General features: G+C 32.7%; 22 protein-coding genes. 7 read left to right on the forward strand and 15 right to left on the reverse strand.

Annotated elements, in window-relative coordinates; genetic code table 11:
* Positions 1-7: 7 nt before the first annotated feature.
* Positions 8-193, reverse strand: a complete 186-nt coding sequence (gene ccoS / locus AO58_RS0106890) for a cbb3-type cytochrome oxidase assembly protein CcoS (protein WP_024981005.1) — start codon at positions 191-193, stop codon at positions 8-10.
* A gap of 120 nt (positions 194-313) precedes the next feature.
* Positions 314-2,689: a heavy metal translocating P-type ATPase gene (locus AO58_RS0106895; protein ID WP_024981006.1), complete on the reverse strand. Its 2,376-nt coding sequence runs from the start codon at positions 2,687-2,689 to the stop codon at positions 314-316.
* A 109-nt stretch (positions 2,690-2,798) separates the two neighbouring features.
* On the opposite strand from AO58_RS0106895, the gene AO58_RS0106900 reads away from it, so the two are divergent.
* Positions 2,799-3,479, forward strand: a complete 681-nt coding sequence (locus AO58_RS0106900; RefSeq protein WP_024981007.1) for a Crp/Fnr family transcriptional regulator — start codon at positions 2,799-2,801, stop codon at positions 3,477-3,479.
* 3 nt (positions 3,480-3,482) lie between these two features.
* On the opposite strand, the gene AO58_RS0106905 is transcribed toward AO58_RS0106900, so the two are convergent.
* From AO58_RS0106905 to def, 4 genes are all read right to left on the reverse strand, one after another.
* Positions 3,483-4,925: an APC family permease gene (locus AO58_RS0106905; RefSeq protein WP_024981008.1), complete on the reverse strand. Its 1,443-nt coding sequence runs from the start codon at positions 4,923-4,925 to the stop codon at positions 3,483-3,485.
* 39 nt (positions 4,926-4,964) lie between these two features.
* Entirely contained in the window at positions 4,965-5,738 is a 774-nt protein-coding gene (mazG, locus tag AO58_RS0106910; protein ID WP_024981009.1) for a nucleoside triphosphate pyrophosphohydrolase, read from the reverse strand.
* Positions 5,739-5,820: 82 nt separating this feature from the next.
* Positions 5,821-6,294, reverse strand: a complete 474-nt coding sequence (locus tag AO58_RS0106915; protein WP_024981010.1) for a DUF5606 family protein — start codon at positions 6,292-6,294, stop codon at positions 5,821-5,823.
* A 74-nt stretch (positions 6,295-6,368) separates the two neighbouring features.
* Positions 6,369-6,956 carry a peptide deformylase gene (gene def / locus AO58_RS0106920; RefSeq protein WP_024981011.1) on the reverse strand — a complete coding sequence of 196 codons (588 nt, stop codon included), beginning with the start codon at positions 6,954-6,956 and terminating at the stop codon, positions 6,369-6,371.
* 192 nt (positions 6,957-7,148) lie between these two features.
* Between def and AO58_RS0106930 the strand changes: the two genes are divergently transcribed.
* Positions 7,149-9,362 carry an FUSC family protein gene (locus AO58_RS0106930; protein WP_024981012.1) on the forward strand — a complete coding sequence of 738 codons (2,214 nt, stop codon included), beginning with the start codon at positions 7,149-7,151 and terminating at the stop codon, positions 9,360-9,362.
* Between the two features lie 5 nt (positions 9,363-9,367).
* On the opposite strand, the gene ruvX is transcribed toward AO58_RS0106930, so the two are convergent.
* Both ruvX and AO58_RS0106940 read right to left on the reverse strand, forming a co-directional pair.
* Complete coding sequence (gene ruvX / locus AO58_RS0106935) at positions 9,368-9,778, reverse strand: Holliday junction resolvase RuvX (RefSeq protein ID WP_024981013.1); 411 nt, start codon at positions 9,776-9,778, stop codon at positions 9,368-9,370.
* 83 nt (positions 9,779-9,861) lie between these two features.
* On the reverse strand, positions 9,862-10,482 hold the full coding sequence (locus AO58_RS0106940) for a PAS domain-containing protein (RefSeq protein ID WP_024981014.1): 621 nt from the start codon (positions 10,480-10,482) through the stop codon (positions 9,862-9,864).
* 258 nt (positions 10,483-10,740) lie between these two features.
* Between AO58_RS0106940 and AO58_RS0106945 the strand changes: the two genes are divergently transcribed.
* Complete coding sequence (locus AO58_RS0106945; protein ID WP_024981015.1) at positions 10,741-11,556, forward strand: 2,3,4,5-tetrahydropyridine-2,6-dicarboxylate N-succinyltransferase; 816 nt, start codon at positions 10,741-10,743, stop codon at positions 11,554-11,556.
* Positions 11,557-11,619: 63 nt separating this feature from the next.
* Here the strand turns inward: AO58_RS0106945 and AO58_RS0106950 are convergent, their stop codons facing one another.
* Complete coding sequence (locus AO58_RS0106950) at positions 11,620-12,369, reverse strand: glycosyltransferase family 2 protein (RefSeq protein ID WP_024981016.1); 750 nt, start codon at positions 12,367-12,369, stop codon at positions 11,620-11,622.
* A 128-nt stretch (positions 12,370-12,497) separates the two neighbouring features.
* Between AO58_RS0106950 and AO58_RS0106955 the strand changes: the two genes are divergently transcribed.
* Both AO58_RS0106955 and AO58_RS0106960 read left to right on the forward strand, forming a co-directional pair.
* The gene (locus AO58_RS0106955; protein ID WP_024981017.1) at positions 12,498-13,562 is read left to right on the forward strand and encodes a glycosyltransferase family 9 protein; all 1,065 of its coding nucleotides are present in this window, start codon (positions 12,498-12,500) and stop codon (positions 13,560-13,562) included.
* An 18-nt stretch (positions 13,563-13,580) separates the two neighbouring features.
* Positions 13,581-14,354: a glycosyltransferase family 2 protein gene (locus tag AO58_RS0106960; protein WP_024981018.1), complete on the forward strand. Its 774-nt coding sequence runs from the start codon at positions 13,581-13,583 to the stop codon at positions 14,352-14,354.
* Here AO58_RS0106960 and AO58_RS0106965 read toward each other — a convergent pair.
* Positions 14,335-15,099 (reverse strand): lipopolysaccharide kinase InaA family protein, encoded by a 765-nt coding sequence (locus tag AO58_RS0106965; protein WP_024981019.1) that lies wholly within the window; start codon positions 15,097-15,099, stop codon positions 14,335-14,337. The genes AO58_RS0106960 and AO58_RS0106965 overlap by 20 nt on opposite strands.
* An 82-nt stretch (positions 15,100-15,181) precedes the next feature.
* On the opposite strand from AO58_RS0106965, the gene AO58_RS0106970 reads away from it, so the two are divergent.
* Positions 15,182-16,255: a glycosyltransferase family 4 protein gene (locus AO58_RS0106970; RefSeq protein ID WP_024981020.1), complete on the forward strand. Its 1,074-nt coding sequence runs from the start codon at positions 15,182-15,184 to the stop codon at positions 16,253-16,255.
* Here the strand turns inward: AO58_RS0106970 and AO58_RS0106975 are convergent.
* Positions 16,247-17,128: a hypothetical protein gene (locus AO58_RS0106975; RefSeq protein ID WP_024981021.1), complete on the reverse strand. Its 882-nt coding sequence runs from the start codon at positions 17,126-17,128 to the stop codon at positions 16,247-16,249. The two genes, AO58_RS0106970 and AO58_RS0106975, sit on opposite strands and share 9 nt — an antisense overlap.
* A gap of 167 nt (positions 17,129-17,295) precedes the next feature.
* Between AO58_RS0106975 and AO58_RS0106980 the strand changes: the two genes are divergently transcribed.
* Complete coding sequence (locus AO58_RS0106980) at positions 17,296-18,252, forward strand: WaaS/CpsH family glycosyltransferase (RefSeq protein WP_024981022.1); 957 nt, start codon at positions 17,296-17,298, stop codon at positions 18,250-18,252.
* Between the two features lies 1 nt (position 18,253).
* Here AO58_RS0106980 and AO58_RS0106985 read toward each other — a convergent pair whose 3' ends face one another.
* Genes AO58_RS0106985 through AO58_RS0107000 form a run of 4 tightly spaced genes read right to left on the reverse strand, consistent with a single transcriptional unit; the run spans position 18,254 to position 22,899 of the window.
* Complete coding sequence (locus AO58_RS0106985; RefSeq protein ID WP_024981023.1) at positions 18,254-19,468, reverse strand: glycosyltransferase; 1,215 nt, start codon at positions 19,466-19,468, stop codon at positions 18,254-18,256.
* Between the two features lie 24 nt (positions 19,469-19,492).
* Positions 19,493-20,638: a glycosyltransferase gene (locus tag AO58_RS0106990; RefSeq protein WP_024981024.1), complete on the reverse strand. Its 1,146-nt coding sequence runs from the start codon at positions 20,636-20,638 to the stop codon at positions 19,493-19,495.
* Between the two features lie 3 nt (positions 20,639-20,641).
* Entirely contained in the window at positions 20,642-21,886 is a 1,245-nt protein-coding gene (locus tag AO58_RS0106995) for a glycosyltransferase (RefSeq protein WP_024981025.1), read from the reverse strand.
* Positions 21,883-22,899, reverse strand: coding sequence for a glycosyltransferase family 2 protein (locus AO58_RS0107000; protein WP_024981026.1), 1,017 nt, complete (start codon positions 22,897-22,899; stop codon positions 21,883-21,885). The genes AO58_RS0106995 and AO58_RS0107000 overlap by 4 nt, the downstream gene beginning before the upstream one ends.
* Positions 22,900-22,920 lie beyond the last annotated feature (21 nt).

Here is a 22,920-nt window from a genome sequence, read left to right on the forward strand (position 1 = left end):
AATTAAATTAGTTTTCTTTTATTATTGTTGTTGATTTTTTAGTTTTTTTAGCAAGCTCATCGTCAAAAAGCATGCGAACCGACGGGGTATAATCATCATCATATTGCCCAGATCGAACGGCAATTACAAAGGCAATAAAGAACCCTATTGCTACGAAAATACTGATCGAAATTAAAAGGTAAATCACACTCATTTCACTCGTTTTAGTAAGACAAAAATAGTTTTAAGAATAATTTCAAAATATGATTTTTATCATATTAAATCTACTTTTGTTAAAATTATGCAAAAAAAACCAATTGTAGCTTTTAATAATTTATTTTTTTCGTGAATAATAATTACTCATCACCGTTACAAAACTTACTATTGTAATGGTACTCAATGGCATAATTATTGCCGCAACCAAAGGCAAAAGATTTCCTGTGATAGCAAATGAAAGCCCTACAACATTATAAAGTAGTGACAACACAAAGCTCATTTTAATGGTTTTTATCGCGTCTTTGGATAAATTCAAAAAGTACTTCAATTTAAAAAACTCTGAGGCATCCAATATAGCATCGCAAGCAGGTGAGAAAACATTAACATTTTCAGAAATAGATATGCCAACGTTGCTTTGCGCTAAGGCCCCAGCATCATTCAAACCATCACCTACCATCATCACGTTTTTGCCTTGCTCTTGCAATTGTTTGATGTATGCTAGCTTTTGATCAGGTTTTTGATTAAAAACAAAGGTGACATCTTTTGGAAGCATTTTTTCTAAAACGGGACGCTCACCTTCATTATCTCCTGAAAGAATTTTTATTTCATAGTTTTCATGTAACAATTGAAATAGACTTTCTAAACCTTCTCTATATTCATTATTAAACACAAAATATCCACTATATGCATCGTTTATAGCAATATGCACCGTGGTTTGTTGCAATCCATCTTCTAGTTGTACTCCAACAAAAGAAGCGGAGCCTAACACCACTTTTTTATCTGCCAAAGTGGCTTCAATTCCTTTTCCTGGAATTTCGTTAAAATGCGTAACTTTTACCCTTGATAACTCTGGCAAATAATCATACAACATTCTACTCAAAGGATGATTCGATGCTCGTAAAACACTTTTGATCAAAATGGTTTCCTCTTCATTCAATGCTTTACCAATATAAGAAATATTTGATTTTTTATTGGTCGTTATGGTTCCTGTTTTGTCAAAAACAATCGTATCAACCTTAGCCAATTGTTCAATAACTAAAGCGTTCTTCAGATAAAATTTTTGTTTTCCCATAATGCGCAATACATTACCCATGGTGAAAGGAGCCGTAAGTGCCAAGGCGCAAGGACAAGCTACGATAAGTACAGCAGTAAAAACATTAAATGCAGTATTGGCACTAAAAAAAATCCAGTATCCAAACCCAGCAAAAGCAATTAGCAATAAAATTGGGGTAAAATAACGCGAAATGGCATCGGTAATTGTTTTGTGTTTTTGCTCTACATTCTTCTGAAAAACATCATTACTCCATAGCTGCGTTAAATAGCTTTGTGAAACCGAATGCAACACCTCCATTTCGATTACTTTTCCAATTTGTTTACCGCCAGCGAATACTTTATCGCCAGATTTTTTTATAATTGGAATTGCTTCACCGGTTACAAAACTATAGTCAATTTCGGCCGTTTCACTGATCAAAATTCCGTCTACAGGAATTAATTCTTGATTTCGAACCAATAACCTATTCCCTTTTTGAATATCATATACTGGAATACTCTCTTCGGTATTATCAGGATTAATTCTGGTAATCGCAATAGGAAAATAGGATTTAAAATCGCGTTCAAAACTTAAAAAACTATAGGTTTTGATTTGAAACATTTTACCTAAAAGCATAAAGAAAATCAAGCCACACAAACTATCAAAAAAACCAGAACCATAGTCCATTATGATATCAAACGTACTTCGCACAAACATCACCACAATCCCCAGAGCAATAGGAATATCAATGTTAAGCATCTTCGAACGAATACTTTTGTAAGCCGAAACATAATAACCACTAGCCGAATAAAAGAAACTAGGGAGTGAAAGCGCAAAAATCAACCAACGAAAAAAACCGCGATACTGGTCTAACCAATATTCTTCGACCTCAAAATACTCAGGAAACGAAAGCAACATAATGTTACCGAAACAAAAGAAGGCTACTCCTAATTTATAGGTCAAACTCCTATCAATCGTCTCTTTTCCAGCCGCATAATTTTCAAGACTAATGTAGGGCTCATAGCCAATAGAGCTCAATAAATGAACAATTGTTTTTATTGAAACTAGTTCGGGGTTGTAATTTATTCTTACTTTTTTATCAGGAAAATTCACTGTTGAAGTATTGATACCCGGCTGTAAACGTTGCAGATTTTCTAAAATCCAAATACATGAACTACAATGGATATGCGGAATACTAAGCGTAATGATTTCGGTAGTCGCTTCTTGGAAATCGAGTAATTTATCAACAATAGCTTTATTATCTAAAAAATCATATTTTCCAGCAATATCTTGGGGTGTAGCGCCTGGTGATTGCTCGAAATCATAATAACAAGTGAGGTCGTTCGTACTAAATATTTCATAAACTGTTTTACAACCATTGCAGCAAAACAATTTGTCATCAAAATGTATCTCCTCTGACTTTTCAATGTTTAAGCCACAATGAAAACAATTCTCTTTTCCCATAATAAATTTTTCCTGTTAAAGTAGAGCAAATATTACCATTTGATCCTCTCAAAAATATGATATTTGTCATAAATTTGATTATTTTTGCCGAAAAATATACCTGTCGCAAATGAGTAAATGTGAGCAATGCATTGTTCGTGAATTTAGTGCTTTAAAAGCATTAAACAAAGATGAATTATTAAAGATAGCCAGTTGTAAAACTTCGTACACTATAAAGAAAGGCGAACCTATTTTTGAAGAAGGTGATACTGTTAATGGTGTGTATTGCATTAAAGATGGTTATTGCAAACTATCAAAACTCAGTACTAATGGAAAAGATCAAATTGTAAAATTAGTAAAAGCAGGAGAACTATTAGGACAGCGATCTATGGTAAGCGACGAGCCAGCCAATCTTACTGCCATAGCTATTGAGGACATGGAGGTATGTTTTATTCCTAAAACAGAGATTCTTGGTTTTTTCAATACCAACAATCAATTTTCATTAAGCTTAATGAAATCGGTTTGTGGTGACTTGAAAGATTCAGATATGCACGTAGTTTCGATGGCTCAAAAAACAGTCAAAAATCGTTTGGCAGAAACCTTAATTTATTTGCAAGAAACATTTGGCACCAATCCTGACAAAACACTAAAAATACAACTGTCTCGAGAAGAATTAGCCGGGATGATTGGAACCGCAACCGAAAGTTGTATCCGAATTTTATCTGAATTCAATAAAAATGGTACAATAGAATTGGTCGGTAAAAAAATTGCCGTTAAAGATTTGAATCAACTTAAAAAAATAGCAGAATAACTGCTATTTTTTTTTGAGCATTCCATAATATATTGGTATTCCTAAAAAAACAATCCCTAATCCCAAAGTTGTATTCACAGTATCATACACTAACAAAGTACCACTTATTCCTAGAGCTACTATGATATAGAGTGCTGGAACGATGGGATATCCAAAAGCTTTGTAGGGTCGAGCGGCATGAGGTTCCTTTTTTCTCAAAATAAAAACCCCAAGAATAGTCAAAATATAAAACAACAAAGAAGCAAAAGTAGCATAGGTCAATAAATCTCCAAATTTTCCCGAAACACAAAGCACACTGGCCCATAAACCTTGTAACCAAAGTGCTTTTGCTGGTACTTGATGCTTATTGAGTTGCATGGCCTTTTTGAAAAACAAGCCTTGCTGAGCCATAGCATAAAACAATCTTCCTCCCGAAAGAATCAGACCACTGTTGCATCCAAATGTAGAGATCATGATCAAAGCAGACATTAAAAAAACACCTGTATTTCCCATAATAACACTCGCAGCAGCTGCTCCTACTCTATCATTGGAAGCAAACATGATGCCTTTTGCCAAAGCATCTTCTCCCACTGGATTGCCTTGTAGCGGCAAGAGCGCCAAATAAGACACATTGGCCAGTACATAAACCACGGTAACAATGAGTGTTCCTAGTACCAAACTTCTTGGTATGTTTTTTTTAGGCTCTTTAATTTCGCCAGCAATAAACGTCACATTATTCCATGCATCGCTCGAAAACAATGAATTCACCATGGTTGCAGTAGCCGCTCCCAAAATAGCCGTTCCAACTAATTTAGTAACCGTAACCGATCCGTCGGGATGTTGAACCGTTTTATAAGCATCCCACATCGTTTCAAAATTAACGAACAAGGTGTCTTTTTTTATGCCAACATAAATACCTAGTATGATGAGTGCAAATAGAGCAATTAACTTGGCCGCTGTTAAAATCAACTGAATCCATTTACCATTTTCAATTCCTTTCGTATTGATATACGTTAATAAAAAAATACTCATCACCGCCAAAACTTGCTTATACGCTATAATAAACGATCCGGATTGGTATAATTTAGTATCTAAAAACGGAAAAAAAATAGCACTATAATTGGCAAATGTAACCGCAATAGCTGCAATCACTCCTGTTTGAATCACCGAAAAAACAGTCCAACCATATAAGAAAGATACCAATCGACCGTAAGCTCTCTGAATATAAACAAATTGCCCGCCAGCGTTAGGCATCATTCCTGCTAATTCGCCGTAACTCAAGGCCGCAGCTACGGTAATGACTCCTGTCACAACCCAAATCAACAGCAACCAAGCTGCCGAACCAATATCCCTAGCCATGGCCGAGGTAACGATAAAAATACCAGAACCAATCATAGACCCTGCCACTAAACTAGTAGCATCAACTAATCCTAAAGAGCGCTTTAATTCGGTTTTGTTTTCTGACATGAAGTGTAAACTATACTATACTATTGAATGATACTTTTATTATATTTTTTTTGCTTCGTTCCAAAAAACATCCATTTCAGCCAAAGTCATATCCATAAGTGGCTTGCCTAATTCGCTAGCTTTACTTTCTAAATACTGAAATCTTTTTATAAATTTTTTATTAGTTCGTTCCAAAGCATCTTCGGGATTTACATTTAAAAAACGAGCGTAATTTATTATGGAAAAAAGCACGTCTCCAAACTCAGCTTCTATTTTATCTTGGTCTTTAGCTGCCACTTCTACTTGCAGTTCTTGCAATTCTTCTTGTACTTTTTCCCAAACTTGATGGGGTTCGTCCCAATCAAAACCTACCGCTTTTACTTTATCTTGAATGCGACTGGCTTTTACTAGGGCTGGTAAACTTTTAGGGACTCCTTCCAAAACCGATTTCTTACCTTCTTTCAGTTTGAGTTTTTCCCAGTTTTGCTTGACTTCCTCTTCATTTTCAACCACAGTGTCACTGTAAATGTGAGGATGACGATGAATCAATTTTTCGCAAATTTCATTACAAACATCTGCTATATCGAAATCGTTGGTTTCGCTACCAATCTTGGCATAAAACACCATATGCAACAATACATCACCCAATTCTTTCTTGACTTCTTGTAGATCATTATCCAAGATAGCATCGCCTAATTCATAGGTTTCCTCTATGGTCAAATGCCGTAAGGATTGCATGGTTTGCTTTTTGTCCCAAGGACATTGTTCGCGCAACTCATCCATAATGGTTAACAATCGATCAAAGGCTTCTAATTGTTGGGCTCTTGTATTCATAACATAATGGTTTTTGGTAAAAATAAAAAAATCCTGTCAAGAAAAACAACTCAACAGGATTTTATCTTTCAGGTAGTTAGTACTACTCTTTCTTAGCTTTTGCTTTTTTTGGCTTAGCTTCGGCCTCAGGTGCTACAGCTACAGTTTCTTCAGTTCCAATGGCTGGCGGAGCATCATTGGTTACCAAGCCACGTTCTTGCAACATATTATACCAATTCAAGATTTTTTTAATATCTGAAGCGTATACTCTTTCTTCATCATACTCTGGCAAAATTTCTCTAAAATAAGCATTCAAAGTAGCGTTATCTTCTTTATGAGAGATGGCTTTTCCGTTATTTTCTTTTTTAGCAATATTAGACATTACTTCAGCCAAAGGTTTTTCTGCCTCATAAGTGTACACCGAAATTTCAGTTAATAAACTTACATTACTTTTCAAACTTACGGTTACTTTTTTTCCATCAACTAATGATTCTGCAACAAAACCTGTTCTGGTTTGTACTTTCAAAGCAAACAATCCTGGTTTACCTGAAATGGCTAAAATTTTCTCTAAATTCATTTTCTTTTTATTTATAGTTCGTTGGCAATGGTATAAAATTGTTGATTCAAAAATCAACTCTTGCTATTGCTAATTTATCTTCCTTTTTTGGCAAAAAATTTCATTCGGTAGTCTTGAAATGTTTTTCCCTCGGTAATATTTTTTAATTTTTTTTGAATCAACCGTTTTTTTAGAGACGAAATTTTGTCGGTAAACAAAACGCCTTCAATGTGATCGTATTCGTGCTGAATGACGCGAGCAATTAAACCATCAAATACTTCGGTTTTCATTACAAAATCCTCTTCGCAATACTCAATAGTCACGATTGGTTTTCTGTATACGTCTTCGCGAACATCAGGAATACTCAAACATCCTTCATTAAAAGCCCATTCCTCACCTTCTTCTTTGATGATTTTGGCATTAATGAACGTTCTCTTGAAACCTTTCAATTTATTTTGAGCATCCGATTCTAAATCTTCATCATCACTAAAAGGAGTAGTGTCAATTACAAAAAGGCGCACAGATAACCCTACTTGTTCTGCTGCTAAACCAACTCCAGAGGCATTATACATGGTTTCATACATGTTATCAATCACTTCTTTTAAGTTGGGATAATCAGGAGTAAGTGCTTCGCCAACTTTTCGTAAAACTGGGTCACCGTAACCTATAATTGGTAAAATCATTTTTTATAGAATTAAGTTTGTACCACAAAAGGGAATACTTCCTTTTTAATTGGTTGGCAAAAATAGTAAAAATTCAACAATGCCGAATTCCAATTGGCAATAAGTTTAGATTTTACTAAAATTTCAATTTCTATACTCATTACTATCAACAAGCCCTACACAATTCCTATCTTTGAGGTTCATTGTATTCCTATGATTGAAAAAATAATAAATTTTACTCAGACTATTCATTTCACTAACGCATTAAAAGTAACCACAGCCACGGTTATCCCTGTATTACTATTTACCTATTTAGGTCATTTTGATATAGGATTTTCAATAGCATTAGGGGCATTTTTTACCTATCCCAGTGACATTCCAAGTAGTTTAAGTCACAAAATCAAAGGCTTACTAGTAACTGCCTCTTTAATTGCATTAGTCAATTTATTAGTCAATATCCTCTATCCATACAAATTTGTTTTTTATCCGATTTTTGGAATATTAATTTTTCTTTTTTCCATGATCTCTGTTTATGGACAAAGAGCAACGGCGGTTTCATTTTCGTGCTTGCTATCCCTTTGTTTGGCTTTTGCACATTTGCATACCGGATGGGAAATGTTAGGCTATGCCGCACTAATATTTACGGGTGGTCTTTTTTACTTGTTAGTTTCTTTACTTTTTCATTACCTTAATCCTTTTCGTTTTATTGAATTACAGTTGGTTTCTTGCATTGAGTTGACGGCAAAATACCTAAAACTCAGAGCCGATTTATGGAAAAAAGAAGCCGATCGAAAAAGTATTATTGAGAAACAGCTTGTGTTACAAGTAGAATTGAATACGGTTCATGAAACCATTAGAAGTGTACTTATCGGGAATCAATCTTTATATTCGGATACCGCACAAAATAGAAAACTCCTCATTGTATTTATCAATTTGGTCGAAATTTTAGAATTGGCATTGGCCACTTCATTTGACCACAAAACACTTCATGAGAAGTTTGATGTACAACCAGAAATTATTAAAAGCTACGCTACACTTGCCACTAATTTAAAAAAAACGCTAAAGCAACTGAGCAATAACATCCCTAAGAGTTCCCAATATCGTTCGAAACATTCCTTAGAAGTTGACCTCAAAAATTTTGAATCCACTATCCTTGAGTATCAAAACAACATCAAAGATTCCGGATCACATGAAGGAATATCCATGCTAACCAACATGCTACATTATGCAGAGCGTCAGGTGGAAAAAATCAAAACCATAGAAAGAGCTTTTGATTTAAAAATAAAAGAGAAACACCCTGAAATCAATCGAAAAGAACTTCAAAAATTCCTAACACCTCAATATTATCCCTTATCTACCTTTATCAATAATCTAAGTTTTTCGTCAACTTTATTCAGGCATTCTCTTCGTTTATCGGTAGCTTTATTGTTTGGATTTTGTGTTGGAAGCTTTTTACCGTTTCAAAACGTATTTTGGATTTTGTTAACCATCATCGTAATTATGCGGCCAGGCTATGGACTGACCAAAGTACGCTCTTACCAACGAACAATCGGAACCATACTCGGAGGCTTTATTGCTTTTGGATGTCTGTACTTTATTGACAATACCGTTGTTCGGAGCATGATGGCTATTGTATGCATTTTATTGGGTATGGCATTCACGAATATTAGTTACAAAACTAGCGCCACATTTGTGACCATGTATGTAGTCTTTTTATACAGTATTTTAACACCAGAAATATCTAATGTCATTGAATTAAGAATTATCGACACACTCATAGGAGCCATAATTGCTTACACTTTCAATCATTTTTTTTGGCCGTCTTGGGAATTCATCAATACGCCGAAACACATTGAAAAAGCCATTCAGGCCAATAAAAATTATTTGAATCAAATCGCACTGTTTTACAACGAGAAAGGAACCGTCTCAACGGTGTATAAAGTAGCTCGTAAAAATGCTTTTGTGGAGATAGGCAATTTGATGGCCTCGTTTCAACGCATGAGTCAAGAACCAAAATCAAAACAAGTAAAAATAGCGCAAGTATACAAACTTGCAGTACTAAACCACACGTTACTTTCTTCGATAGCCTCAATGGGTACCTACATCCAATCGCACAAAACTACTGCTGCATCAATTGCCTTTAATAGCGTTATGACGACTGTGATTCAAAACTTAGAGGAAGCCTTACAATTATTAAATCCGAACACCCCAACGGAACAAGTAACGGTTTCCAATACAGAAAAAGCATCAGGATTTCTAGAACTAATGAAAATAAAAATGAATGAAATATCAGCTAAGGAAGCTTCGACAACATTGGATCATTCCATACAGATGCAAGAAGCACAACTCATCATTGAACAATTAGTTTGGTTGACCAATCTTTCAGAAAACATCCTAAAAAACACCAAAATTTTACTGGAAAATTAATTTCGTTATTTTCTATTCAAAAAATCTTGCAGCATAATAGTAGCCGAAATTTCGTCAATAAGAGCTTTGTTTTGGCGCTGCTTTTTTTTCAACCCAGAATCAATCATGGTTTGAAAAGCCATTTTAGAAGTAAATCGTTCGTCCACTCGAATCACTTTCATTTCTGGAAAATGATTGGTAAAATGCGTAACAAACCCTTTAATAATTGAAGCGCTTTGCGAAGGTTCTCCGTTCATTTGCTTGGGTTCGCCTATGAGCACCGCTTCTACTTTTTCCTTTGAAAAATAATCTTTGAGAAAGGATATGGCGGTTTCGGAAGGAATGGTAGTCAAACCCGAAGCAATAATTTGTAATTCATCGGTAACGGCAATTCCTGTACGTTTTTGTCCGTAATCTATGGCTAGAATTCTTGGCATTTTAAAAATTTAAAGTACAAATATAACCAAAGAAACCGCTTTAAAACTAAAGCGGTACATCTTATTTAAATTCCAATTTTATATTATCCCAAGAAAAAACGTTTAAAAAAACTTTTACTAGTATCGATAGTTTCCGTCTTTTTTTCGTTTACTGTACCTTGTGATGCTTCATATTGAGCAAATAATTGCCCAACAAATTCTATATATGAACATTTTCTTTCTTCTAGAAAACCAATCAAATATTTTTCACTGTAAGCCACTCCGCTGGCTTGTTCAATTTGCAATAATTTTTTGTACAAAGGCTCAATGTGTTCTTTGATAATTTCATTAGGCACTGCTTTTCTTTTACCAAAAATGTTCACCACTTCTCCTGTTTCGTTTTTGGTTACTTCAAAATCCGTTACTACCCAATAGTATCGACCTGACTTGGCCAAATTCTTAACAATAGCATGAAAATTATTACCCTGATTCAGATTATCCCAAAGCACTTTAAAAATAACTTTCGGCATATCAGGATGTCTTACAATGCTATGGGGTTGCCCCATAAGTTCATAATCTTCGTATCCACAAACATCAGAAAAAACTTCATTAGCATATTCGATTATCCCACGATGATCGGTTTTACTCATAATCGTCCTGGTTTTGTCCCAAGCAACTTCTTTATCAATAATTACTGGCATTTGAAATAATTGATTTGCTCCCATAAGTATTATATTTGGTATTAATTGTTAGTCTCTTCCTTTCAAAAAGTGGCCAAAAATAATGTTAAGAAATCGATTGAAAAATGATTTTTATCATATATTCTGTCAAAATACCGACTTCGCAATCGATTTCTATCACTCCTCACCCATGACTATAATTATTTATCAAAATTTCACAAAACGAATAAAAATGTTACTAAAAAATAAACAAAGCGGGTTTTAAAAAAAATCAATTTATCTTTGCAAAAAATATTTAGAAAAATGAATTCATTACAAACAATTATAGAACAAGCTTGGGAAAACAGAGCTTTATTACAAGAAACCACTACAACAGATGCCATTAGAGAAGTAATCGAGTTACTAGATTCTGGTAAACTGAGAGTAGCTGAACCTGTGGCTGACGGATGGCAAGTAAACGAATGGGTAAAAAAAGCTGTGGTAATGTACTTCCCTATTCAAAAAATGGAAACATGGGAATCGGGTATTTTTGAGTACCATGACAAAATGTTACTGAAAAAAGAGTATGCCGAAAAAGGAGTTCGTGTAGTTCCTGGTGCGTCTGCTCGTTATGGTGCTTATATCTCAAGTGGTGTAATCATGATGCCAAGTTACGTGAATATTGGTGCTTATGTTGATGCTGGAACTATGGTTGACACTTGGGCAACTGTAGGAAGTTGTGCTCAAATTGGCAAAGATGTTCATTTGAGTGGTGGAGTTGGAATTGGTGGTGTTTTAGAACCTTTACAAGCTGCACCTGTTATTATTGAAGATGGTGCTTTCATTGGTTCTCGTTGTATTGTGGTAGAAGGTGTTCACGTAGGAAAAGAAGCGGTTTTGGGAGCTAACGTTTGCTTGACTGCCTCAACAAAAATTATTGATGTAACTGGAGACGAACCTGTTGAAATGAAAGGTCATGTTCCTGCTCGTTCAGTGGTAATCCCAGGAAGTTATACTAAAAAATTCGCTGCTGGTGAGTATCAAGTTCCTTGCGCCTTGATCATTGGAACTCGTAAACCATCAACAGATTTGAAAACTTCTTTGAATAATGCCTTACGCGAATATGATGTAGCGGTATAATTTCAGAAAAAAACATACTGAAATTCCAAATTCCAATTGACTTCAAGAGGAATTTGGAATTTTTTATTTGATTTTGTTTTGCAGTTTTAAAAGCTTGGCATATTTCATATAAGAAAAGAAACTTTGAATCATGGCAATCGACAAACCATCTATTCCATTAAAAATTCCTTTCTTAAAAAAATAGCAACGAACAAAGGCAACCGTACCATTAAGAACGGGTTTAAATGCGTTTATCCTTTTTCCCTGCTCAAACAATTGATGCGCATGCCAATCGGAATATTGATTTTTTTTGGATATAATCTGATCCAGAGAATCCCAACCGTAATGCAGAATATGAACGGCTACTTTTTTCTCATTTTGTGTAACAATTTTTTGATGCACCTTAGCATCCGATGGATGAGCCGATTGTTTATTAAAAAAACGAACCTTTTGATCCGGATACCAGCCCGAAAAATCAATTAATTTATCCGCGAGATAGTTTTTTACTCTAAAACTAAAAGCATCATAATTGCCTTCTAAATATTTTTTATTCAGGATAAATTCTTCAGCATCTTTATCAAGAAACTCATCGGCATCAAGGTTCAAAATCCAATTGTTTTTACAATAAGGAAGACCATGCGTACGCTGTGGACCATCGCCTAAAAATTTTTGCTCAATAACTTTTGCTCCTTTTGCTTTGGCAATTTCCACAGTGCGGTCTTTACTAAATGAATCCACCACTATCACTTCATCGCAAACTTTAAATAAAGCATCGATGCATTTTCCTATGTTTTTTTCTTCGTTGAAAGTAATAACCAGACCACTAATTCCCATAACAAAAGTTAAAATTATTTGCGGCAAAAATAAAACAATTTTGCTTTAGTTTTCCCGAATCACAAACATAGACTTGCGCACTTCATAAAATAGTTTGTAATTTAGCCCACAAATTGAACGATAATTACATGAAGATATTAGTCATACAGCAAAAAAGAATTGGAGATGTTTTAACTAGCACCATAATCTGCAACAATTTAAAAGCAAAGTTTCCAGACGCTGTAATTGATTATATGTGCTATCCCAATTCTGTAGATGTTTTAAAAGAAAATCCAAATATTGACCACATCATTCCTTTGTCTAATAAGGTAAGAAAATCATATATTTCCTTATTTATATTTATTTTTAAAATACGTAGCGAAAAATACGACGCGGTAATTGATGTGTATTCAAAATTAGAAACCAATCTAATCACTTTATTTTCAGGGGCAAAATACAAGGTCTCCTATCACAAATGGTACTCCAAAATATTTTACAATTACACGTACGAGCGTTTTGATGCCATTGCCTCGGAACATGGATTAGCAATTGAAAATAGGTTGTTACTCCTAAAACCTTTTATTTCTGAAAAAATAACCGCGGTAAAACCCAAAATATTTTTAAATAATGCGGAAATTGAAGACGCTAAAACTCTTTTAAAGAGCCACAACATAGACACTACAAAACCCATAATTATGTTTGGTATTTTGGGCAGTGAAGTCTATAAAACGTATCCTTTGGAAGGAATGGCGAAAATTATTGATTTTACTGTTGCCAAAACCAATGCTACCATCCTATTCAACTATGTTCCTTTTCAAAAAGATCTAGCCTTAGAAGTTTATAATTATTGTAGTGAAGCGACCAAAAAACACATTGTTTTGGATTTGTATAGTGTGGAATTACGACCGTTTTTAGCACTTCTCTCCCAATGTGAAATGTTGATTGGAAACGAAGGAGGCGCTGTAAATATGGCCAAAGCACTTGAAATTCCTACTTTTTCACTTTTTACTCCTTCTGTAAGAAAAGAAACATGGCAGCTATTTGAAAATGAAGCAAAGAATGTGTCGATTCATTTAAAAGATTTAAAACCTGAAATTTACCAACAGCACACTGAGCAATATATAAAAGAGCATACTTTTAAATTTTATGATGAATACCCATTACCACTACTACTAGAAAAATTAGAAACTTATTTTCAAGAATACAAAAATTGAAAAAAGTAAAAATATCACATGAATTTTACAGGAAAACAAAAGTTATCTGTTTTAATTATCACTCTTAACGAGGAACGTTTTATTGCATCTTTACTAAAAGATATTGATTTTGCCGATGAAGTAATTGTGATTGACTCCTATAGTACGGACAAAACGATTAGTATTGTAGCCTCAATGCCTCATGTAACATTAATTCAAAACCATTTTATCAATTATACTTCGCAAAGAAATTTCGCAATAGATCAGGCAAAAAATGACTGGATATTATTCCTTGATGCGGATGAGCTTTTGACTCCAAAACTGAAAACTGAGATTGTCACCACCATAAACAGCAAGGATGCTGCAAGCGCCTATTTGGTGTACAGAACTTTTATGTTCAAAAACAAAAAACTCAATTTTAGTGGTTGGCAAACTGACAAGATTTTCAGGCTCTTCAACAAATCTGCCTGTAGATACAATGAAGACCGAATGGTGCACGAAAAGCTAATTGTTCAGGGGGAAATAGCAGTTTTAAAAAATAAAATCATTCACTTTTCCTACACTTCCTACCAAGAGTACAAACTAAAAATGATACAGTACGGGATTTTAAAAGCCAATGAAAAAATTAAAAAAGCACAAAAACCGCAGCAAATAGTAGCCTTTCTTCATCCTATTTACACCTTTTTATACCAATTCCTGATCAGGTTAGGTTTTTTAGATGGTATAAGAGGTGTAATTATTTGTTATCTCAATGCGTATAGTATTTTTATTCGTTATAAGGAACTAAAAAAAATTACCGCTTCCAGAATTTGATTTTTCGTTTTAGCCTTTTCTTTCTGTAAAACTGCTCTTGAAAATCTGTTGTATACTTCCACAAAGCATCAAAAATCATTATTTCAGATGCACCATACAGCTTAGCATATTCGTTACTCATCACGGCAACCATTCTCTTTTCAGGAGTAAGCCTTCTTAGGTTTTTCATTCGCATATCAAAATCCATCGTTGAATGAAATTGCATACGATTCAAATCAACTAGGAAAAAATCATAATTTCCTTGCTCATTTTTTCTAATCAAAGTGTTTCCGGGAGAATGGTCAATAAATTCAATTCCTTTTTCATGAAGATCAAAACTGAATTTAGTAAACTGCCTTAGAATATTCTCATGATCAGGATAATCAGGGATTTCAACTAATTCGCGAAAGGTCAAATCACAGGATAAATGTTCGCTAACGTAATAACTATCTTTTAATCCTAGCAGATCATAATTTTCAAAATATGCAATAGGTTCTGGTGTGCCAATTCCTTTTTCCAACAAAGCCGTCGCATATTCAAATGAACGTCTTGCTTTTGACTTTCTGAAATATTTGTAAGCGATTTTGTTTACTAAATGAGGTATTTTGAAGGACTTAACATTAATGGTTTTGCCTTCAAGATCAAATAATTTTATGGTGTTGCGATCTCCATTTCCAAAAAGTATTCCTGAAGTATTGAAATCAGAAATATAATTTAAAAGCAATTGCTTTTTGTTTTTGTAAACTGAGTTAATTTTATCACACATTGTTCTTATATTTGAACCACAAAAGTAAGTATATACATTTTAAGAGTTAAAATTAATATTGTAATTTAGCAAAAAAAAACCAATGCCTTTTAAAAGTGTTTTTCTAGAGACCCACAACATTAACAATAAAAACACTGGATTAGGAACCTTTAACTACGAATTAATAAAAGGCTTATCTTTATTAAATTTAGATGGTTTTGAATTGACGTTAAACACTTCAAATCCAGAATTATTAAAAAAAGAATTCAAAGATAAATTTGAATACCACAAATATCAAAGTATCTCCAGACATTCTCTTTTTCGGGTTCGAAAAAAAAATGACTTATGGCATTCTGTCAATCAAAACACCAAAGTAGAGCCTTATCATTTTAATAATTATTTACTAACCATACACGACATTCATTTTAGAGATGAATTAGACTCTAGTCGTAATTACAAATTAAACAAATTATTTACTGAAAAGTTAGCCCGAGCAACAGCTATAACTTACGTTTCTGAATTTACAAAAATCGAAACTCACAAGCACTTTTCGGTACCTAACATCCCAGAATATGTAATTCATAATGGAAATCCTATTAGTGCAATATTGGACACTTCTTCATATATTCCAAATGTCCCTGTAGATCGCCCATTTTTCTATTCTATCGGAGACTTCATAGAAAGAAAAAATTATGAATCCATTATCAATATGATGAAAGTAATAAAAGACTTTAATTTAATTATTTCAGGAAACAACGATAAAAAATATGGTGACGAAATAAAAAAAATGATCCAACAAAACGGATTAAGCAAGCAAGTTTTTTTAACTGGAAAAGTAAGCAATGAAGGAAAACAATTTTTCATGAAGAACTGTACAGCATTTTTATTTCCTTCATTAAAAGAGGGGTTCGGTCTACCTCCAATTGAAGCAATGAGCTTTGGCAAACCAGTTTTCCTTTCCGATAAAACATCTCTCCCTGAAATTGGGGGCGATGTGGCTAATTATTGGACAAATTTTGATCCTGAAGATATGAAAAGTGTTCTTTTTAATGGATTAACTTATCATGAAACAAACAAAAATGTAGCGGAAATTTTACTTAAAAAAAGAGCCGCAACATTCGATTGGAAAACTGCGGCGGCTGAATATCTTGAAGTTTATAAAAAAATACTACTCTAAGAGGTTCTTTTTCAATAAAAACTTAAGTTTATGCCCTAAATTCTTAATATAAAGAACTGAACTTAATGTATTTAATTTGCTTTCGTTTTGAATAAAATCCTTTATCTCACAGATGTTTTTTGTTGGAAAAAAGGCCAACTCTTTCCATTTTTTAGGCTGTAGATAGTAAAAATCTTCATATTCTTTATAATTATCCTCATTTACAGCCAGCCATTTATCTAAAAAGCCTTCATTCACATCGGTATTATGTCCCCAGTTTTCAAACTTAAAACGTAATTCCTCCTCACTACGAGATAAAGATTCATGCAAGACTATAGTGTCGGTATAAATTTGACGTCCCTTAATCCTCCTACCATTGACATAATTTGGGAAGTTTGTAGCAAAAATAGCTTTTAAAGGTTTGTTTACATATAAAATCCCATTTTCGGTATATTTATAGAGCATTACCCAAAAAGCACAAATTTGTATCGGTTTTTCTTCTGGGTTAATAAGATAAGAATCGTACTTCCTTAAATTGGCAACAAATTTTTTAAAATCAACAAAATATTCATCACTATCTATTTGAATAAGCCAATTCCCTATTCCCATTTTTTGAGAAAGCATTTTTCTCTCCCTAATTTCGCACTCCATCGTTGTTAAATGTTCAACATAAAAAGTATCTTCATAGATGGTGATTTTTTTTTCAGCATCAAAAACCTTAATCCATTCAAAAAAGGACTCATCTATAAAAATAGGCTCTCCTTTCCAAGTTTGCCTGTTTTTATCAATAGCCAAAAAAATAGCATCCGCTTCAGTATATATTGTAGGGATAGATGTCTTTAATAATTCATAATCATATGAAACTAAATAACCTATGTGTATCTTTCCACTCATTAAAATTGATTATAAAACATTCTGCAAGTTAATAATTAATATCTACTTTTGTCGAGCCTTTTATGAAATTTATTTACGCACTTCTTGACGTTTTTTTTTATATTTCATATTGCTTTAATTCAGTAAAAACGCGACTTATCACACTAAACCATTAAAAAAACACTCTTATGAAAATAGGCATCCTCAGCTTTGATTTTTTTAATTTTGATCAAAAAATTGTCTTAGAATTAAATAGGAGAAATGTTCAGGTAGACCATATTGATATCTCTCAATTCAAATATAAATATTCCTCAGTTTTTGATAGAGTAAGAAATTTTTTTAATAAATTAATTTTCAAAAAAAACATAAAAAATATAAAAATGGAAGAGCATGTTCTTGCTCATTTTAAAAAGGAAGAACATTATGATATAATTTTAGTTATTCGCCCTGACTGTTTCACCAAGCAAACACATTTAGAGATCAAAAAACATACCAATAAATATATTGCTTATCTGTATGATAGTTGCACAAGATTTCCTACTGATCATTTACTTGATGGTGTATTTGACAAAATCTTTTCATTTGATTTGGATGACTGCAAAAAGTACAATTTCAACTTTATAACGAATTACATATATATTGACAAAAAACAAATTAAAGATCATCAAACCAATCAAAATGTTTTTATCGTAATTTCTATCGATGAACGTATTCCGTTTTTGAATAACCTCGCTAATTATCTATCAAAACACAACATTGAATATAAATTTTTGATTATCGGTAAAAGAAAACCCGAAGGTATTAATCCAAATATTTTTTATTCTAGAAAGCATGTTTTTCAAGAAGACTTGCAAAATGATTTAGAACATTCAAAAATATTCCTTGATTTAATCAGACATGGTCATAATGGACTTAGTTTTCGAATTTTTGAAGCCTTGGCCATGCAACGAAAAATAATCACAACAAATCAGTCGATTAGCCAGTACGATTTTTATAACCCAAATAACATTTTGATACTTGAAGAAAACAAACCAATAAAAATAAACCCTGATTTTTTCAACACGCCTTATGAGCCACTAGATGAGGAAGTATATCACAAATACACGATTGAAAATTGGGTAAATACAGTATTCGAACTTAATTAAATTACTGAATCAAACGCACTATTTTTTCTTCGATAGTAGCTATAGAAAAAGGCTCAATCACCTTTTTTGAATCAGTACTTACTTTCTGCCAAAGTTCTTTGTTTAGGTATAAAGAAAGGATATTATCAACAATTTCATGGCTTGTATTTCCTACTATCACATGTCTATTTCCTTGAAAATCGAAACCTTCAGCTCCAATGTTTGTCGTTACAAGCGGAAGTCCAAACTCTAAACTTTGTCCAATTTTGCCTTTAATTCCTGCACCGTATCGAAGTGGCGCTACAAAGATTCGTGTGTTTAAAAAATAGGGAGTTACGTCCTCGACATATCCTACTACTTTGAATTTTTCAGAATTCAATTTTTGAATGGATTCCGGAGGATTACTTCCTATGATAGTAATTGAAATGTCTGGATTTGATTTCCATAACAAAGGCATAATTTCTTCTGCCAAATAGTTTACCGCATCAACATTTGGTTTATGATCAAAACCTCCTATAAACAACAAATCTTTACGATTTTCATAAGAAACAGGATTTTCATTTTCTATAAATTGATGAATATTACCAATGCTGATTATTTTAGCTTCCTCTTTATAAAAATCTTTTAAACTTTCTTTTTCAACATCAGAAATCACAATGATTTTATCTGCTTTTTTACAATTATCAAGTTCTAATTTGAGGTATTTATCTGCTTTTTTTAAAATATCAGCGTTTTGTGTCAACTCAGATTCTCTCTTAAATCTCAGATAATGAAAATCAACCATATCAAAAAACACTTTGGCTTCAGGTTTACATTTTGTAATAATTGGATAATACTTTGCAAAAATTTCAGGTCTATGCAACCAAACAAAATCTGCAAAAGGAAGTACTTGCTTTATAAAATCATTTTTAGCAATTAACTCGCCTTTTTTATCCACGCCAGGCTCATACACCACAACACCTAAATTTTTAAAGTACTGCACATAATCAGTTGTAAAACGATATTCCTTAAAATCAGCCATTAAAAAAACGCCGATATTATTTTTTATAAGCAATTTTATAATTTCTGTTAATCTTCTGGAACCTGAATCTTTATTGTACTCAGGAACTTTAGTATCAATTATTATAACGTTTCTAGTATATTTCAAATTACTAGTAAAATCCACTTCTTTCTTTTGCTTTCTTAGTTTATTGCCTAATGACTTTAATCGAAAATATAACTTAATTGATTTGAACATTTTGAATGGATTTTGTTTGTTGTTTTAATTTTTTGCAAAGATAGCATCAAGCACTTTATATGTTTTTTTGACATCAAAATGGTTCTCAAAAAACCGCTTCGCTTCTAAATGATTTTTTTTGTAAAACTCATTATCATTTAAAAGTGTATTAATGTGTTTTGAAAATAAAAGCGGATCATTTGTAGTTAAACATCCGTTATTCGTTTTATTCAGTAAACCATCAACACCTCTTTCTGTACATACCACTGGTATTCCGTGCGATAATGATTCAATTACTTTTATTTTAACTCCAGTACCCGATAACATTGGACAAACAGTAATTTTAGCCTTTGAATAAACATCCTCTAATTCTTTTACAAAAATCAATTTTTCAACATTTTCAAAATTAGAAATATGATTCCCGACTTTTCCAACTATCGTAATTTTTAAATCTGAAGACAATAAAGGATATACTTCTTTAAAAAACCACTTTGCAGATTTTATATTATGGAAATTCTCACTGGCTACATATAAAACATCGATTGTTTTCTCCGTTTTTGATGAAGTTTCAATAGCATTAGGCAAACTATGAGTAATAAGACTTACCTGTTTTGTTATAAACTGAGAAAAAAGGTATTTTTCTTCATTTGAAATCACCCATACCTCATCAAATTTCTTCATTACAGAAATCTCCTTTTTGAAATACCGATCCAAAGCAAACTTTTTATGATCTTGAAATTGAGAGGTTAAAAAATCATGTGTATCGATAATCCATTTCGTATTACATCCTTTTGTTACAGCATCTAAAAGTGGAGACCAATAAACATATGAAACAATTATAAAATCATAGTCATTATCACGTACTATCTTCGAAAATTGCTCTTTATAGCCAAATTTTGTTCGGTCAAAATCCTTCAACTTACTATTGAACTTTTTTGGAAAAGAATAATTCAGATAATATTTAATGATGTTACTACTTTTCTTTTCTTTCTTTAACAGATATCCGTTTTTAATTAAATTCTCTCTTTTTAATTCATTTATAGCATCTTCCTCAAATTCCTTTGATGCTTCTCCAACAAAATCAAGATAAATTTTACGGTTTTTAAAATACTGTAGTAACGATAAAGCCCTTGCATTGTTACCTTGAGTATAAGATAATGGATTCTCTGGATAGAAATATAAAATACGCATAATCTATTTTATTAAAACTTGAGTTATTAAATGCATCCACTGATCCGCTACATTTTTTTCACAGTACTTTTTCACCATTTGATGCGCAGCCGAACCTGTTTGTTGTCGCAAATCTTTGCTAAGTATTAATTTCTCTAAAGATTCCTGCAAGTCGATTTCATTATTTACTAAAAAGCCATTAACATTGTTTTCAATAAGCTCATTTACTCCAGAACAGCTTTCAAAACCAATGGACGGCAACCCTACAGACATAGCCTCAGTCAAAGCTAAAGGAAACCCTTCATACTTACTAGGGAAAATAAATATATCAGATGCTTTCATTTCATCCATCGGATTTTTTGTAAACCCATTAAAAAACACTCTGTTTTCAAGTTGTAATCGTTTTACTTGACTTTCTAATACTTCTAAATCATCACCGGTTCCCCAAAAATGAAAATCCCACGTTGTATACTTATTGGCAATTTTAGAAAAAACTTCAATAGCAATATGTTGCTGTTTGCAGCTTGTAACTAGAGAAGCAACATTTATAATTTTAAACCTTTCTTTATCCGTATAATGAGAAACAATTTCTGCATCATCGATCTGAAAAACTGGATTAGGAATAGTAAAAGCTTTTCCTTTGAAAGTATTGGGCAAATATTTTTTATAACTATCAAATAAAACCTGAATAGCAGTTAAATGTCTGTAAGCATCCTTAAGTTGATCCATTTCAATTGCAGAACGATACCATAATACATCTGAAAAATCATAATCGGGTCGACCATTTACGGAATTAATTATCGGTACGCTGTACTCATTCTTATAAGTAAGCTCTAATAAGGACCCAATTGTCATGGTAATGATCAAATCAGGATTGGCTCTGACAATATAATTTTTCCAGTTTTGAGAACGATGCAACAAGTTGAAGGTATTAAAACCATCCATCCCATTCATTTTTTTTAATAAAGCCTTATTATGTGCCTTGCAATACTTTTTCTTAACTTTAAAATAAAGCCAAAAAAAAGGATTTCTGCCTTCGTAATTATATAATTCTAGCAGCTTTTTTTGCGGAACATTTTTATCAAAAATATTAGTAATAGTCACTTTTTCATCCAATTCAAACATAGGACTTCCAGAAAGATCCTGATTGGTAGCAATTTCTACTTCAAAATTATTTTTACTAAAAATATTAGATAAAAAGCAACATATTTTTTCAGTTCCTCCTGATCCATTTAAAAAACCTGTGTGCTGAATTATGATGATCTTCATTTAAAAATATTTGATTTTATTTCTTTTCGCATTCTTTTTCTAAGTTTTGAAACGGGAACAAATCGCAGCAAAAACAACTTAATTTTACATTTTAAGATCAACATCTTGAACGCATGATCAAAATCTGAATAATCTTTAGATTGTATAAACATCAAAAAATATTTTTTTAATACTTTTTGATCCTCGTTTCCTAAAAAAGGCAATACATTTTTTTGCATAAACTGAACAATCAATGCATGTAAACACTCTTTTTGATTCGGATTTAATGGCATTGAAAAATACCTTAACTCTAGGGGCTCATGTTCCATAAAAAGCGCTAGATGAAGCGCGTGAGTTTCGAACAAATTGTACTCCTTATAAAAATCTTCTAAAATTGTAAGCCAAAGTGGAATTTGTAGAAGCACCTTGTCAACGCGGTCATTATTTTTTTTATGATTTTGATTCTCGTGATGTCGATAATGATATTTAGCCTGAGGATTTGTGCCAATTTTTTGGGTCAACGCTAATAGCTGATGTGAAAACAATCCATCTTCACAAGGCTGAATGTTTTCTGGAAATCTAATTCTTGAATGTTTTTTTAAAAAATCATGTCTTAGAAATTGTCCCCATGTTGGTAATGCCGAAACATTTGGTAAACGACTGCAACAGTCCTCTCCAAGCACTACAATATCAAAATCTTTCTGTTTTGCTACTTTATACGATGAATTCAAAAAATCAAAATCTATTGTATCATCAGCATCCATAAAAAAAATGTATTCACCTATCGCAAGCTCTAAACCTCTATTACGTGCTATTGAAACCCCTGAATTTAATTGTTTTACTATTTTAATTCTTGAATCCTTATTCAAATATTCTTGACAAATTATTAATGATTTGTCAGTTGATCCATCATCCACTAAAATCACTTCAATATCCTTTAGAGATTGACTCAAAACGCTTTCTATAGTCTCAGAGATGAACCCCTCAACATTAAAAACCGGAATAACAACTGAAACTAAAATACCTGAACTCAAAATTTTGATTTAAATTTGAAA

Source organism: Flavobacterium succinicans LMG 10402 (assembly GCF_000611675.1).
Lineage (GTDB): Bacteria > Bacteroidota > Bacteroidia > Flavobacteriales > Flavobacteriaceae > Flavobacterium > Flavobacterium succinicans.